Annotated in this window: 12 protein-coding genes; 2 read left to right on the top strand and 10 right to left on the bottom strand. The window is 55.8% G+C overall.

What is annotated here, in order from left to right; translation table 11 throughout:
- Positions 1-121: 121 nt before the first annotated feature.
- From HP555_RS01220 to uvrA, 9 genes are all read right to left on the bottom strand, one after another.
- A complete protein-coding gene (locus HP555_RS01220; RefSeq protein ID WP_199263406.1) occupies positions 122-724 on the bottom strand; it encodes a DUF4388 domain-containing protein in 603 nt (200 codons plus the stop codon).
- A 213-nt stretch (positions 725-937) separates the two neighbouring features.
- Positions 938-2,131 (bottom strand): M24 family metallopeptidase, encoded by a 1,194-nt coding sequence (locus HP555_RS01215; RefSeq protein WP_199263405.1) that lies wholly within the window; start codon positions 2,129-2,131, stop codon positions 938-940.
- A gap of 140 nt (positions 2,132-2,271) precedes the next feature.
- Entirely contained in the window at positions 2,272-3,465 is a 1,194-nt protein-coding gene (nspC, locus tag HP555_RS01210; RefSeq protein WP_199263404.1) for a carboxynorspermidine decarboxylase, read from the bottom strand.
- The gene (locus HP555_RS01205; RefSeq protein WP_199263403.1) at positions 3,462-4,652 is read right to left on the bottom strand and encodes a saccharopine dehydrogenase family protein; all 1,191 of its coding nucleotides are present in this window, start codon (positions 4,650-4,652) and stop codon (positions 3,462-3,464) included. The genes nspC and HP555_RS01205 overlap by 4 nt, the downstream gene beginning before the upstream one ends.
- An 88-nt stretch (positions 4,653-4,740) precedes the next feature.
- The gene (locus tag HP555_RS01200; protein WP_199263402.1) at positions 4,741-5,100 is read right to left on the bottom strand and encodes an antibiotic biosynthesis monooxygenase family protein; all 360 of its coding nucleotides are present in this window, start codon (positions 5,098-5,100) and stop codon (positions 4,741-4,743) included.
- A gap of 21 nt (positions 5,101-5,121) precedes the next feature.
- Entirely contained in the window at positions 5,122-5,793 is a 672-nt protein-coding gene (locus HP555_RS01195) for a DNA-3-methyladenine glycosylase family protein (protein ID WP_199263401.1), read from the bottom strand.
- A 5-nt stretch (positions 5,794-5,798) separates the two neighbouring features.
- Positions 5,799-6,338, bottom strand: coding sequence for a methylated-DNA--[protein]-cysteine S-methyltransferase (locus tag HP555_RS01190; protein ID WP_199263400.1), 540 nt, complete (start codon positions 6,336-6,338; stop codon positions 5,799-5,801).
- A gap of 247 nt (positions 6,339-6,585) precedes the next feature.
- The gene (secB, locus tag HP555_RS01185; protein WP_199263399.1) at positions 6,586-7,050 is read right to left on the bottom strand and encodes a protein-export chaperone SecB; all 465 of its coding nucleotides are present in this window, start codon (positions 7,048-7,050) and stop codon (positions 6,586-6,588) included.
- 119 nt (positions 7,051-7,169) lie between these two features.
- The gene (uvrA, locus tag HP555_RS01180; RefSeq protein ID WP_199263398.1) at positions 7,170-9,998 is read right to left on the bottom strand and encodes an excinuclease ABC subunit UvrA; all 2,829 of its coding nucleotides are present in this window, start codon (positions 9,996-9,998) and stop codon (positions 7,170-7,172) included.
- Positions 9,999-10,139: 141 nt separating this feature from the next.
- Between uvrA and glyQ the strand changes: the two genes are divergently transcribed.
- Together glyQ and HP555_RS01170 are read left to right on the top strand one after the other, a co-directional pair.
- Positions 10,140-11,015 (top strand): glycine--tRNA ligase subunit alpha, encoded by an 876-nt coding sequence (glyQ, locus tag HP555_RS01175; protein WP_233249221.1) that lies wholly within the window; start codon positions 10,140-10,142, stop codon positions 11,013-11,015.
- A 560-nt stretch (positions 11,016-11,575) separates the two neighbouring features.
- A complete protein-coding gene (locus HP555_RS01170; protein ID WP_199263397.1) occupies positions 11,576-11,776 on the top strand; it encodes a cold-shock protein in 201 nt (66 codons plus the stop codon).
- A gap of 153 nt (positions 11,777-11,929) precedes the next feature.
- Here HP555_RS01170 and ilvD read toward each other — a convergent pair whose 3' ends face one another.
- Complete coding sequence (gene ilvD / locus HP555_RS01165; RefSeq protein ID WP_199263396.1) at positions 11,930-13,759, bottom strand: dihydroxy-acid dehydratase; 1,830 nt, start codon at positions 13,757-13,759, stop codon at positions 11,930-11,932.
- Positions 13,760-13,854 lie beyond the last annotated feature (95 nt).

Raw genomic sequence — 13,854 nt, 5'->3', positions numbered from 1 at the left:
AAGTGATAGCTCTATACTACAGGAACATCAGATAATCGAACAGAAAGTGATGAAAAACGCGAGATAGGCGGGTGTTCGACGCCTGTAAGACAGTCCGGGGGCGCAGGTTTTAAAGTTGCACTTATTCGTCATCGCCGCCGTCCGGAGCACCATGTTCGTCGATGGCCATCATGCCTTCGAGAAGAAGATGATCGATGCGGGTATAAAACTGGGTGGCACCCTTTTCCGGCAGCTGGTTGGGATAGAAACGAAAGCTGCCCTCCTGCCAGGACAGGGTCGCAAAAAAGGCTTCCTTGACCTGGGTCAGCAGAGATTTATCCAGCCACCCGGGTTTGACATACCCTTTTTCAATAAGCAGCTGCCCAAAGCGCTGCCGGTTGCTGGACTGCTCGTGCAGGTGCAGACATTCGTCGAGCTGTTCCTGGGTAATGACCTGGGCTTCCAGCAGCAGTTGGCCGATTTTTCGCTGGTTGATACGAAGCAGACCGTGAATGAGGGCACCGTTGCGAAAGTAAAAGATACCGCAGTCAGTGGGTGATTCGATTTCAAGCTTGCCTGTCAGGGCGGCGAGGTCAAAGAGTTGAAAGACGTTTTCCAGGGCAATAATACCGATATCACCCTGCATTGCCGGAGGAGGAGGTGAGCTGACGGTCTCGTTGCTTCTGTGCGATCCCGGTTGGGATGCCGCGTCTTTTTTTGACTGTAATCTGAAAAAGTTGTTCACAAAAGTGACCATTGTACACGGGAAGATAGGTCGTTAAAAAAAGTTCAGCTCTATAGACAGGCTGCCGGAAATCCCCTGGGGAGTCAAGAAAAAAAGCTTGCTATTGCTGCGATGGCAACCGTGCACAGGCAGACGATATGGCTTCCGGCATTGTGCTCTCTTTCTGTTGTGTCAAAGATCCGGTTACGGTCAGCTTTTTTCAGTCGTCTCTGTTCAGACCCGGGTGATCGTTTCCACGGCATGTGTTAACACCTGGGGGCCGTTGTGTCTGAGAACATAGGTGTTTTCAGTGCCGATGGCACCATCGGCAAAGACGAATTTCGGTTCGAGCGCAAAGGTCATGCCTTCGGCCAGCGGCATCTGAATACCGTTGGCAAAGATCGGGTATTCGTCAAGTTCCAGCCCCAGGCCATGGCCGATAAAGCGAACCCGGCTGCTGCCGATCCCCATGAAGTGATCCGCCAGCCCCGCCTGTTCAGCCAGTTCAAGCGATCTGTTGTACACTGCTTCACACGGTACGCCCGGTTTGATCATGTTCACCAGTTCAGCCTGGATGGCAAGGCTGGCGACATGTGCCCGGCGCAGATGATCGGCAACATCACCGATGACAAATACTCGTGTCTCGTCAGCGGTATAGCCGTTGATAACGCAGGTGTAGTCGATGTACACAACTTCATTGCGGCGGATAACCTGCCAGCCCGCGCCATGGGGGTTGTTGGCCGGGGTCAGGCCGTGGCCGCCCACCGGGCCGTCGAAGTAGGTCGGCACGGCACCACTGGCACCGCTCACCACATGGCCCATGAAAAAATCCTGATTAAAGGCCCGCATCTTGGAGCAGCCGCCGTAACCGCGTCGACGTATACCCGCCTCAAACAGGCTGGCCAGTTCGATTTCAGTCATTTCTTCCCGCAGCCAGGCCGGCACCTCCGCAAAGACCTCGTCAAGAGCAGTGCAGGACCTCTGCAAAAGATCGATCTCGTATGCAGACTTGATGGTCCGTATACGTTTCAGGGAGTCGGCAATGTCGGTAAAGGTGCTGTGATTGAAAATCTTTGTGTAAAACTGCCAGGTGGTATAGGGGATAACATCCAGCTCAAGGCCGATGTTAGCAGCGGTATAGCCCCGCTCTTTCAGGATCCCCGGGATCATCTTCAGGCTTTTGACCGCTACAATATCTTCAAGGGGAGATTCCCGGCAGGCACGCTCAAAGCTCTTGCGCACCATGAGCAGCGGTTTGCCGGAGCGGGGTATAAACAGGTGGGCTGCCTGTGAGGTGCCGCTGAGGTAGAAGAGGTTGGTGTGATGAATGATCAGGGCACCGTCAAGATGCAGCTGGTCCAGGGTAGCCTGAAAGGCTGCGATGCGGGCGTCAACTTCACTTCTGGGGGTGTAGAGCATATCGACCATGGCTGGGCTCCTTCAGTGTGTGTTGATCCAATGCGGCTGATCTGCCTGTAAAGGTGCAGGCTACCCTATTCAACCTGCCGCAATCTGTCAATATTTTGTCTGGTGGTTTGGGGCACGTGCGGCAGGCTGCACAGGGCAGGTTAACTGAGCCGGTTCTTGAAGTCTTCGTAGCCGAACCGGCGAACCAGGCTGAGCTGATCACTGTCCGGATGATAGCGCACTATGGAGGGCAGCTGCACACCGTTGAAGGTGTTGGTCTTGACCATGGTGTAAATGGCCATGTCGGTGAACACCAGTTTTGATCCCAAAGTCAGGGGCCGGTCAAAGGAGTATTCCCCGGCAACATCGCCTGCCAGGCACGAGAGGCCGCCGATCCGGCAGGTCCATGCCTTTTTGCCGGGCTCGTCGGATCCGACGATGTGCGGCCGGTACGGCATCTCCAGCACATCCGGCATGTGTGCCGGTACGGATGCGTCGATGATGACGATCGGCAGGTCAGCCTGCACCACATCAAGCACTGTGGTCACCAGGTAACCGGCATTAAGGGCAACCGCCTCGCCGGGTTCAAGATAGACCTGCACATTCCAGTGCCTTTGAAAACGATTGATCGTATTGATGAGCAGGTCAAGCCGATAGCCGGGCCGGGTGATATGGTGGCCGCCGCCGAAGTTGACGTGGCGCATGCGGGGGATGATATCGCCGAAACGCTGTTCAACCGCATCAACAGTTCGTTGCAGGCAGTCGGCATCCTGTTCACAGAGGTTGTGCCAGTGCAGACTGCTGATACCGTCCAGCAGGTCGGTGCGGAAGTCGGCCCGACGGATGCCGAGCCGTGACCCCGGCGCACAGGGATCGTACAGCGGAATGGCGCCTTCGGAATGTTCCGGGTTGATCCGCAGGCCGAATGCCGGATGCCGACCGGCAGCCCCGGCTGAGGCTTCAGCCGGCCGGCGGAATCGTTGCCACTGGGCAAAGGAGTTGAAGATCAGGTGATCGGAGGTCACGGCCAGCTGTTTGATATCTTCTTCCGAGTAGGCCGCGGCAAAACTGTGCACCTCCCGGCCGAACTCTTCTCTTCCCAGCCGGGCCTCGTGCGGTGAACTGCAGCACACCCCGTCCAGTACCTGCCGCAGCAGAGGAAAGACACTGAACATGGCGAAACATTTCAGGGCCAGCAGGATCCTGCAGCCGGTCTGCTCTTTGACCCGGGCCAGGATGGTGAGATTGTCGGCAAGCAATCCCTCATCAACCACAAAGGCCGGGGTTGCCACTTCGGCAGGATTAAAACGGCAGGCGAGCCGACCGTTATAGCGGTTGTTTTCGGTTGTGCTCACAGTTCAACCACGGTCCAGGGCAGACCATAGGTATTGAGGTCATGCATAAAGGGGTCTGGATCGAACTCTTCCATATTCCAGACACCGGGTCGTTTCCACAACCCCTGCAACATCATCTTGGCGCCGATCATTGCCGGTACCCCGGTGGTGTAGCTGATTGCCTGGGAACCGACCTCACGATAGGCCTCTTCATGGCTGCAGATGTTGTAGATGTAGAGCTGTTTTTCTTTACCGTCTTTTATCCCTTTCATGAGACACCCGATACAGGTTCGTCCTTTGGTCAGGGGGCCGAGCGAGGCCGGTTCGGGCAGAACCGCTTTTAAAAATCGAATGGGCACGATCTCCTGCCCCTGATACAGCACCGGGTCGATCCGGGTCATGCCGACGTTTTCCAGTACCCGCAGGTGGGTGAGGTACTGGTCGGAAAACGTCATCCAGAAACGTGCCCGTTTAAGCCCTTTAATATTTCGCACCAGAGATTCCAGCTCTTCGTGAAACATGAGGTAGCATTTTTTCGGGCCGATCCCCTCGGGAAAATCAAAGGTCATGGACCAGGACAGGGGGTCGGTTTCCACCCACTCTCCGTGTTCAAAGTATCGCCCGCGCTGGGTGATTTCCCGGATGTTGATTTCCGGATTGAAGTTGGTGGCAAAGGCTTGCCCATGGTCTCCGGCGTTGCAGTCGATGATGTCGAGCTGGTGGATCTCGTCAAAGTGATGTTTTGCCGCCCAGGCGGTGAACACGTTGGTCACGCCCGGGTCAAAACCGGAACCAAGCAGAGCCATGATGCCTTTTTCGGTAAAGCTGTCCTGATAGGCCCACTGCCACTTATACTCGAACCTGGCCACGTCCGGTGGTTCGTAATTGGCGGTATCAAGGTAGTCAACGCCGGTTGCCAGGCAGGCGTCCATCAGCGGCAGGTCCTGATAGGGCAGGGCAACGTTGAGAACCAGGTCGGGGCTGAGCTGTCTGATGAGAGCGCTGGTTGCGGTCACATCGTCGGCATTCACCTGTTCCACGGCAATGCGTATGCCGGTACGCTGTTTGACGGATCGGGCGATGTCTTCGCATTTGGACAGGGTTCGGCTGGCCAGGGTGATACGGGAGAAGACCTCCGGCACCTGGGCGCACTTATGGGCAACAACGCTGCCGACACCGCCGGCACCAATGATGAGAACGTGCGACATGGGAAACTCCTTGAAAAAGGGTTAAGGTCAAAGAAAACACAGTCGATGCCCGTCTGTAGCCGGATCTGTTCGCAGCCTTTCTTCCGCTTCAGTCTGAAGAGGGTCCGGCAAAGAACTCTTTTGAGTCTCCGGGTGTTTCTGTGCGATCGTCTTTGGTGTACGATCTGATCTTTGCGGCAACGGTCAGCGTATAGCTGTCGAACAGAGCTGCACGGCCCTGCTGTTGACTCAAGCGGTGTTTTGCGGTGTTCCGCCACTGTTCCACAGCCTGTTCACTTTCCCAGACCGACAGGCTGAGCAGCTTGCGCTCATCGGTCAGGCTTTGGAATCGTTCTGAGCGGATAAACCCCTCGGCCTGTGCAAGTTCGTCTCTCAGAGCCGCCGCCAGGGCAAGGTACTGTTGCATCCCCTCTTTTTTAATGATCACTTCAAGCAGAACAAAAATCATGGCATCTCGCTGCAGTTTTTTTTATCTGTCCGGTGTTGATCCGGTTTTTTTGAGAGCGTTCTTTCCGGGCGCCGGATCAGTATATCCGCTGCAGGCGCCCCCGGCCAGAGCCCAGAGATAGAGGCTGGCCACGGTGGAGTACGGGGAGTATCGCCTTCTGTACTTTGTAAACAGGGCCGGGGTGATGGCCCGATGTCGATAGAGCATCCTGAGGCCACGCTGGATAGCCAGATCGCCCCAGCTTAAGATATCCGGGCGCTGCATGGAAAAGGTCATCAGCATCTCCGCCGTCCACACGCCGATACCGCGGATTGTGCACAGGCGTTTGCACACGGCGTCATCATCCAGAGCGTGCAGTTCGTCCAGGTCAAGGCTGCCGTTTAAGACGGTTGCGGCCATTTCATGGATGTACACGGCCTTTCTCATGGAGATGCCGCAGGTTTGCAGCCTGTCCACCGGAAGAGAGACGATGTGTTCCGGTGTTATTGGCGCAAACATGGTCTGGGCGCGTTGCCAGACGGTTGTATGCGCCTTGGTGGAGATCTGCTGGCCGATGATCGCATGGATAAGCGCTGCGAACAGATCGGGTATGACCTCCCGGTGGATGTGCCCGACTTCGTCAATGACCCCGGCCAGGGCCTGATCTTTTTTCTTGAGATAGGCTGTTTCCTGTTCTCCGTATTCAAAAAACATCGGTGTTACAGAGCCGTGCCTTTTTTCGGAATGAAAAACTGCGAAGTATCCACCCCTTCAAGTTCCAGAAGCTGTATTTTTTTATCGATACCCCCGGCATAACCCGTCAGGCTGCCGTTCGAGCCGACAACCCTGTGGCAGGGGATAATGATGGAGATGGGGTTGTGCCCCACTGCTCCGCCCACTGCCTGGCTGGACATCCTTTCCTTGTGCAGCTTGGCCGCCATTGCCCTGGCAATGGCACCATAGGTGGTCACCTGTCCGTAGGGAATGGCACACAGCATATCCCAGACCGCTGTTCTGAAGGCACTTCCCCGGGGAGACAGCGGCAGTTCCGAGATCGCCGGTTTTTCTCCGGCAAAGTACCTGTCCAGCCACTGCTTGACCAGGGTAAAGACAGGCAGGTCTGACGGCGTCAGGACCTTGTTCTGCACGGTGGCGGCAAAGTATTTCTGGCCGTCGGCCCAGAGGCCGACAAGGCTGTCGCCGTCGCTGACCAGAGTGACTGTTCCAAGTGAAGTTTTGTGTTCTGTTGAATACAGCATGATGATCTCCCCGGGTCTGTCATCAACCGCAGCGGTTGATTGTTGTCTGTATGCTCAGGAAAGGCCGGGCCTGCACTTTTTCAAAAGAAGTTGTGCAGGCGCTGCCTGTTTTCTGTTACCGGCGGTGACACCGGAAGACGGGTAAGAGATATCTGTTATCGCCTTCTTTATTGTGTTGAACAGTAAAAAGGGCCATGGGTTCCGCTGCTTTTTTTATGTGCTTTTCCTGAAAATGGTTGTCTGTTCGTTATGCATCCTTTTCCTGTTGCTGGGCATTGTCGTACAGGGCAATGAAGTTGATGGGCTCCATTAAAAACGGCATGAAACCGCCGTCCACCGCCGCCTGACAGACGATCTGCCGGGTAAAGGGAAAGAGCATGAGCGGACAGTCGACCGCCAGTACCCGGTCGTGGTGTTCCTCGGGAATGTTCTTCATCAGGAAAACGGCAGCATGTTCGATTTCAACGATGAACATGACCGAGTCATCATTCTTTTTATCCAGTACTTTGGCAGTGATGGCAATGGAAACTTCACTGTGGTCGTCGTCGAGTTTCTGATTTTTCAACTGCAGGTTGAAGTCCACCTTGGGATTCTGATCGCGGACCAGGAAGATCTTGGGACTGTTGGGACTCTCAAAGGAAAAATCTTTAATGTACATCTTCTGCATGCGGAAAATCGGAATTTCCTGCTGTTCAGGGATCTGGTCTGACATGGTATGTCCTTGTGGTAAAAGTCAATAAAAACAGGCGTTGGTGAGACGGCCGCCGGTTCGGGTTGATGCTCTGCCGGGCATCCTAACAGGCGACAGTTTGGAAAGACAATGAAAAATCGTTAGTCGTTGTTCAGAAATTGTTTCAGAAACATGCCGGTGTAGGAATCGGGGATGCGGGCAACCGCCTCCGGAGTGCCGGTGGCAATGACCTGCCCGCCGCCGCTGCCGCCTTCAGGGCCGATATCGATCACATGGTCGGCTGTTTTAATCACATCCAGGTTGTGTTCAATCACAACCACTGTATTGCCGCTGCTGACCAGCCGATCGAGCACGCGCAGCAGGTGCTGGATATCGGCGGGATGCAGACCGGTTGTTGGTTCATCGAGGATGTAGAGGGTCTGGCCGGTGGAGCGGCGACTCAGTTCTTTTGCCAGTTTGACCCGCTGTGCCTCACCGCCGGACAGTGTCACCGAGCTCTGGCCTAAAGAAAGGTACCCCAGACCCACATCAACAATGGTCTGCAGGCGGCCGGCAATGGGCGGTACGTTTTGAAAGAACTCCAGCGCTTCTTCCACGGTCATCTGCAGGATTTCAGCTATGTTCTTCTCCTTGTAGCGAATATCAAGCGTTTCCTGGTTGTAGCGTTTCCCTTGACAGCGTTCACAGGTTACATAGATATCAGGGAGAAAGTGCATGGCAATGCGGAGGACGCCGTCACCCTCGCATGCCTCGCAGCGTCCACCCTTGAGGTTAAAGCTGAAGCGACCGGGCTTGTAACCGCGGGCACGGGATTCGGGAAGACGGGCCAGGAGTTCACGGATCGGTGTCATCACCCCGGTATAGGTGGCCGGGTTGGAGCGCGGGGTACGACCGATGGGGCTCTGGTCGATGTCGATCACCTTGTCGAGCTGCTCCAGACCGTGCAGAACATGGGGGCCGCGCAGGTACCCCTTTTTATCGGCAAAATACCGTTCAGCCTCACGAAAGACGGTTTCGATCACCAGAGAACTCTTGCCGGAACCGGAGACGCCGGTGACGCAGGTCATCAGTCCCAACGGGAAGCTGACAGACAGCTTCTGCAGGTTGTTGATGGTGGCGCCGCGCACTTCAATGGCCCGTTTGGTTGCCGGCCGCCGTTTTGCCGGTACGTCGATTTTTAAACGGCCGGAAAGATAACCGCCGGTCTGGGAGAGCTCGCAGTCGAGCAGGCCCGGTACCGGCCCGGAGTAGAGGATTTCGCCGCCGTGAACACCGGCACCGGGACCGATGTCGAGAACATGGTCGGCATTGGCGATGGTGTCGGAATCGTGTTCGACCACAATCACCGTGTTCCCCAGGTTCCGGAGGTTGATCAGCGTTTTGATGAGCTTGTTGTTATCGCGCTGATGCAGCCCGATACTGGGTTCATCAAGGATATAGAGGACGCCGGCCAGGCCGGAGCCGATCTGTGAGGCAAGCCGGATACGTTGCGCCTCTCCCCCGGACAGAGTACCGGCCTTTCTGTCCAGCGACAGGTAACCAAGCCCCACGCCCTGGAGAAAGGAGAGCCGTTCACGGATCTCCTTAAGGATCGGGGTGGCAATGACCGTCTGACGGGGCTCAAAGGTAAGTGTCTCTAGTTCCACCACCAGCTGTTCAATGGCCAGGCGGCACAGTTCAATGATGGACCAGCGGCCGACCCGTACTGCCAGGGCTTCCGGTTTGAGGCGTGCTCCCCGGCAGGCCGGACAGTTCTGTTCCGTCATGAACTCCTCGATCTCATCGCGTAAACGGTTGGAGGTGGTTTCGCGAAACAACCGGTTGAGCCGGGGAACGATTCCTTCAAAGGCGATCTGCGACACCAGGGTGCGGCGGCCACGGGTATGGATGAACTCCAGCTTTTCCCGACCGGTCCCCTGCAGTAACGCCTTCCGGGCCTTGGCCGGCAGGTCGGCAAAAGGGGTGTCCGGTGCAAAACCGTAGTGCCGGGAGAATGCTTCTATCCAGTGGTGTGACTGTGTGGAGAGTCGACGACGGGTCCAGGGGGCAATGGCACCATCGAGCAGAGAAAGGGTCGGGTCCGGAACAATCAGCCGCTCATCGATGAACTGGTTGACTCCGAGACCGCTGCAGACCGGACAGGCGCCCTGGGGATTGTTAAAGGAAAACAGCTGCGTGGAAAGTTCAGGCACCGAGATGGAGCACTGGTGACAGGCGGCGGACTCGCTGAAGAGTACCTCTTCGTCGCTGTCCGGGAAAAACGCCAGCAGGGTGCCGCCACTGAGTGTGAGGGCGGTACTTACTGATTCGTCCAATCGCCGGCGAATGGAAGATTTGATAACCAGCCGGTCCACCACCGCCTCGATGTAGTGGTACTTGTTTTTATCAAGAACAATCTCCTCGCTTAAAGAGCGGATCTCACCGTCCACCCTTGCCCGAACAAAGCCCTCCTTGCGCAGCCGCTGCAACACCTGCTCATGTTGCCCTTTTTTGTGTTTGATAACCGGAGCCAGGAGCAGCAGTTTTTCTCCTTCCGGCCGGTTGAGCAGGGCCTCCAGGATATCGTGCACCGACTGTGATCGGATCGGTTGGCCGCACTGGGGGCAGTGCGGTTGTCCCGCCCGGGCAAAGAGCAGGCGAAGGTGATCATAGATCTCGGTCACTGTACCAACGGTGGAACGCGGATTTTTGCTGGTGGTCTTCTGTTCGATGGATACGGCCGGTGACAACCCTTCAAGCAGGTCAACATCGGGTTTGTCCATCTGGCCGAGAAACTGCCTGGCATAGGTGGAGAGTGATTCAACATAGCGTCTTTGCCCTTCGGCATAAAGGGTGTCAAAGGCCAGTGTCGATTTGCCTGAACCGGACAGGCCGGTAAAGACGATCAGCTTGTTACGCGGCAAGTCGGCAGAGATGTTCTTCAGATTGTGCATCCGCGCCCCGCGAATGCGTAAAAATTGTGGTTCCATGCAATACTCCTGTCAAGGCGCTGCCCTGTATCCCTGCGGCCCGATGCCGATAATTTCATTTACCCGTGCTTCAGGCTGTGGTAGATTGCTGCACACTTGTAGCCATGATCTACCAACAATCAATACTGGAAAGAATTTATCATGTATTTTCAGGATATCATTGCCACCTTGAACAGCTACTGGGCAACCGCGGGCTGTGTTGTCATGCAGCCCTATGATATGGAAGTGGGGGCCGGTACCTTTCATCCCGCCACAACACTCCGCGCCCTGGGACCGGAGCCCTGGAAGGCCGCCTATGTTCAACCGTCGCGGCGCCCGACCGACGGACGGTACGGCGAAAATCCTAACCGGTTGCAGCACTACTACCAGTATCAGGTGGTGATCAAGCCATCTCCGGCCAATATTCAGGAGATGTTTCTGGAAAGTCTTGAGAGATTCGGCCTCAACCTTCTTGAGCACGATATCCGCTTTGTTGAGGATGACTGGGAATCACCAACCCTTGGTGCCTGGGGATTGGGCTGGGAAGTCTGGTTGGACGGGATGGAGATCACTCAGTTCACCTATTTCCAACAGGCCGGTTCCATTGACCTGAAACCCGTCACTGTTGAGATCACCTACGGGCTTGAACGGATTGCCATGTACCTGCAGAAGGTGGATTCCGTCTACGATATCGCCTGGAACCGGGATGTCACCTATGGGGAGATCTTCCACCAGGCGGAAAAAGAGTACTCTGTTTTTAACTTTGAAGAGGCCAGCGTTCCTGATCTGATGATCGCCTTTGACACCTATGAGCGTGAGGCCCTGAGGCTGGCTGAAAAAAACCTGATTCTTCCCAGTTACGATTACTGCCTCAAGTGTTCACATACCTTCAATCTGCTCGATGCCCGGCAGGCGATCAGCGTTTCCGAGCGCACACGGTATATCGGCAGAATACGCCATATCGTCCGTTTGGTTGCCCAGCGATATGTCAAGTTGCGGGAGGATATGGGACATCCGCTCCTCAAACAGACAGCCTGAAGAGGCGGGAACCACAGCCCGCCTGTTAAAAGAAATACTGCAGACAGTGAAAAACAGCTGGCATTCCACTGTGTTTTACGGTAGAACCTCCACAGTATATCAGTGCCGAAAGGCAGCCCCACTTACTCAGGCAGGACAGTTAAAATACCTGTGTTTTACAGTTACTTTTCATTTCCACTCATGTTGTTCCCCGTTGAGAACATTTTCCTCTGCCTGCTGTACCGTTATGTTCGCACATCGTTTTGCTGAATGAAAGTCCCTCTCTCACTCACCGCTGTCTTTTTCATGGGCCCTTTTTCGTTTTTGCTCAGGCCCCATATCGTGCATTTCAGGTACATACTAATGGTGGCAATAGAGCACAGCCGGTTATTGCGGTGTGTGTATCATGCTTTGCAGCGCGCGCTGCATCATCCAGGTTTTTTTAGGGGGCATGCCGTATGCTTCCATCGTCTGAAGTGCTGTTGGAGCAGCACCGGGATGGCAGCTGTACGATGAACCCTTATTCGTAAAATGGTCCGGATACGGGCCTGAGTTAGGTCGTCACACAAGGAGGAACGGCTATGGCAGAGGGAACAGTGAAGTGGTTCAATGATTCTAAGGGATTTGGCTTTATTCAGCAGGACGGTGGCAAAGACGTGTTTGTGCACTACTCTGCGATTCAGGGCCAGGGTTTCAAGTCCCTGAAAGAAGGTGATCGGGTTACTTTTGAGGTTGTCAGTGGAGCCAAGGGACCGGCTGCAGAAAATGTAAACAAGCTATAGTCGTTGGCCGTCTTGTTACCCCGCAAATACGTTTATAGAGCGTGTTCGCGGGGTTTTTGTTTGCAGTGCGCAAGCAAAAAAACCCGGCGTGGGCTACGCCGGGTGCAGTGATTTTTCTGTCCGTGTCTTTGCAGGCCGTCGCTGCCCTGCACCTTACGGGGTGAGAATGCGGACCGCCCCCCTGTCTGCAGAGGCGGCAAAGCGTGCATAGGCCTGAAGAGCGGTGGAAACCGTTCGAGTTCTATCCGGGGTGAAGGCCAGATTCCCCCGCGCCTCTTCTTCCCGACGGCGTGCAAGCATCTCCTCCTCGCTGATCAGCAGCGAGATAGAGCGTTCGGGAATATTAATATCGATACGATCACCGTTACGAACCAGGCCGATGGCGCCGCCGGCGGCTGCTTCGGGTGAAACATGGCCGATCGACAGCCCTGAGGTTCCGCCCGAGAATCGACCGTCGGTGACAAGCGCACAGGCCGCGCCCAGGTGCCGGGATTTAAGATACGAGGTGGGGTAGAGCATCTCCTGCATGCCGGGGCCTCCCTTCGGGCCTTCGTAGAGAATGAACACCACATCGCCGGCCTGAACATCGCCGCCGAGGATGGCGTCACAGGCCTCGTCCTGAGAGTGATACATTTTGGCTGCCCCCATGAAGTGGAGGATTGAGGTGTCCACTCCGGCTGTCTTGACAATGCAGCCCTTTTCCGCAATGTTGCCGTACAGAACAGCCAGGCCGCCGTCTTGCGAGTAAGCGTGGTCAATATCGCGAAGACAACCATGTACCCGGTCGGTATCCAGTTCGTCGTAGAAGGTGTTTTGCGAACCCATCACCAGGTTGCGTCTGCCGGCAGGAGCACTGCGATAAAGCGTACGTGCCGCCTCCTGAACATCGGGACGCATGATGTCATAATGGGCCAGTGCCTGGTCCAGGGTCATGCCGTCGACCCGGTGTACCGAGGTGTCAAGCAGACCGCCGCGATCCAGTTCAGCCAGAATGCCCAGTACGCCGCCGGCACGGTTGACATCTTCGACGTGATAGTGGGAGCTTGGTGCAACTTTGCACAGGTTGGGTACCCGGCGGGACAGCTCATCAATATCCTGCATGGTGAAGTCAACCTCAGCCTCATGAGCAATGGCGAGGATGTGCAGGACGGTGTTGGTCGAGCCACCCATGGCGATGTCAAGGGCCATGGCATTGCGGAAGGCGGCTTTGGTGGCGATGGATCGGGGGAGAACCCGGTCGTCACCGCAGTCGTACCAGGCTTCACACATGGCAACGATCCGTTGTGCCGCCTGTTCGAAAAGAGTGAGCCGGGTCGCGTGGGTGGCAACCACGGTGCCGTTTCCGGGTAATGCCAAACCCAGTGCCTCGTTAAGACAGTTCATCGAGTTGGCGGTAAACATGCCGGAACAGGAGCCGCAGGTCGGACAGGCAGAACGTTCGACCTCGGCGACCTCGGCCTCGCTTACTGTTTCGTCACCGGCCAGGATCATCGCGTCGATCAGGTCGATGGGTTTGTTGCCGGCGCGTCCGGCCTCCATCGGTCCTCCGGAGACAAAGATCGCCGGTATGTTGAGGCGCATCGCCGCCATGAGCATGCCCGGGGTGATCTTGTCACAGTTGGAGATACAGACCATGGCGTCGGCCTTGTGGGCATTGCACATGTACTCAACCGAATCGGCAATCAGCTCTCGGGACGGCAGGGAGTAGAGCATGCCGTCGTGTCCCATGGCGATACCGTCGTCAATGGCGATGGTGTTGAACTCAGCGGCAAAGCATCCTAGGGCTTCGATCTGTTGTTTGACCCTCTGGCCGATGTCGTGAAGGTGCACGTGCCCGGGAACAAACTGGGTAAAGGAGTTGACCACGGCAATCACCGGTCGGTTCATCTGTTCTTCCCGCCTGCCGTTGGCCCGCCAGAGTGCCCGGGCTCCGGCCATCCTTCTTCCCTCTGTTGTCACCGCACTCCGTAATGGGTTCGCCATAATCGTCACCTCAAGGCAAAACTATTTTTTTCTTGTCTTTCATCACTGTGAAGCGATAAAACGTAATAAAATGCTTTTGTCAATTCAATACCAGG

It is taken from the genome of Desulfobulbus oligotrophicus, assembly GCF_016446285.1.
GTDB lineage: Bacteria > Desulfobacterota > Desulfobulbia > Desulfobulbales > Desulfobulbaceae > Desulfobulbus > Desulfobulbus oligotrophicus.
Note: the sequence above shows the minus strand (reverse complement) of the source record. Positions and strands in the feature narration are given on the sequence as shown.

Bases quoted from the DNA above. Each gene is read 5' to 3' on its own strand.
- HP555_RS01215 (WP_199263405.1), bottom strand. From the start codon at position 2,131: ATGGTCGATATGCTCTACACCCCCAGAAGTGAAGTTGACGCCCGCATC.
- HP555_RS01205 (WP_199263403.1), bottom strand. From the start codon at position 4,652: ATGTCGCACGTTCTCATCATTGGTGCCGGCGGTGTCGGCAGCGTTGTT.
- HP555_RS01200 (WP_199263402.1), bottom strand. From the start codon at position 5,100: ATGATTTTTGTTCTGCTTGAAGTGATCATTAAAAAAGAGGGGATGCAA.
- HP555_RS01195 (WP_199263401.1), bottom strand. From the start codon at position 5,793: ATGTTTTTTGAATACGGAGAACAGGAAACAGCCTATCTCAAGAAAAAA.
- HP555_RS01190 (WP_199263400.1), bottom strand. From the start codon at position 6,338: ATGCTGTATTCAACAGAACACAAAACTTCACTTGGAACAGTCACTCTG.
- secB (WP_199263399.1), bottom strand. From the start codon at position 7,050: ATGTCAGACCAGATCCCTGAACAGCAGGAAATTCCGATTTTCCGCATG.
- uvrA (WP_199263398.1), bottom strand. From the start codon at position 9,998: ATGGAACCACAATTTTTACGCATTCGCGGGGCGCGGATGCACAATCTG.
- glyQ (WP_233249221.1), top strand. From the start codon at position 10,140: ATGTATTTTCAGGATATCATTGCCACCTTGAACAGCTACTGGGCAACC.
- HP555_RS01170 (WP_199263397.1), top strand. From the start codon at position 11,576: ATGGCAGAGGGAACAGTGAAGTGGTTCAATGATTCTAAGGGATTTGGC.
- ilvD (WP_199263396.1), bottom strand. From the start codon at position 13,759: ATGGCGAACCCATTACGGAGTGCGGTGACAACAGAGGGAAGAAGGATG.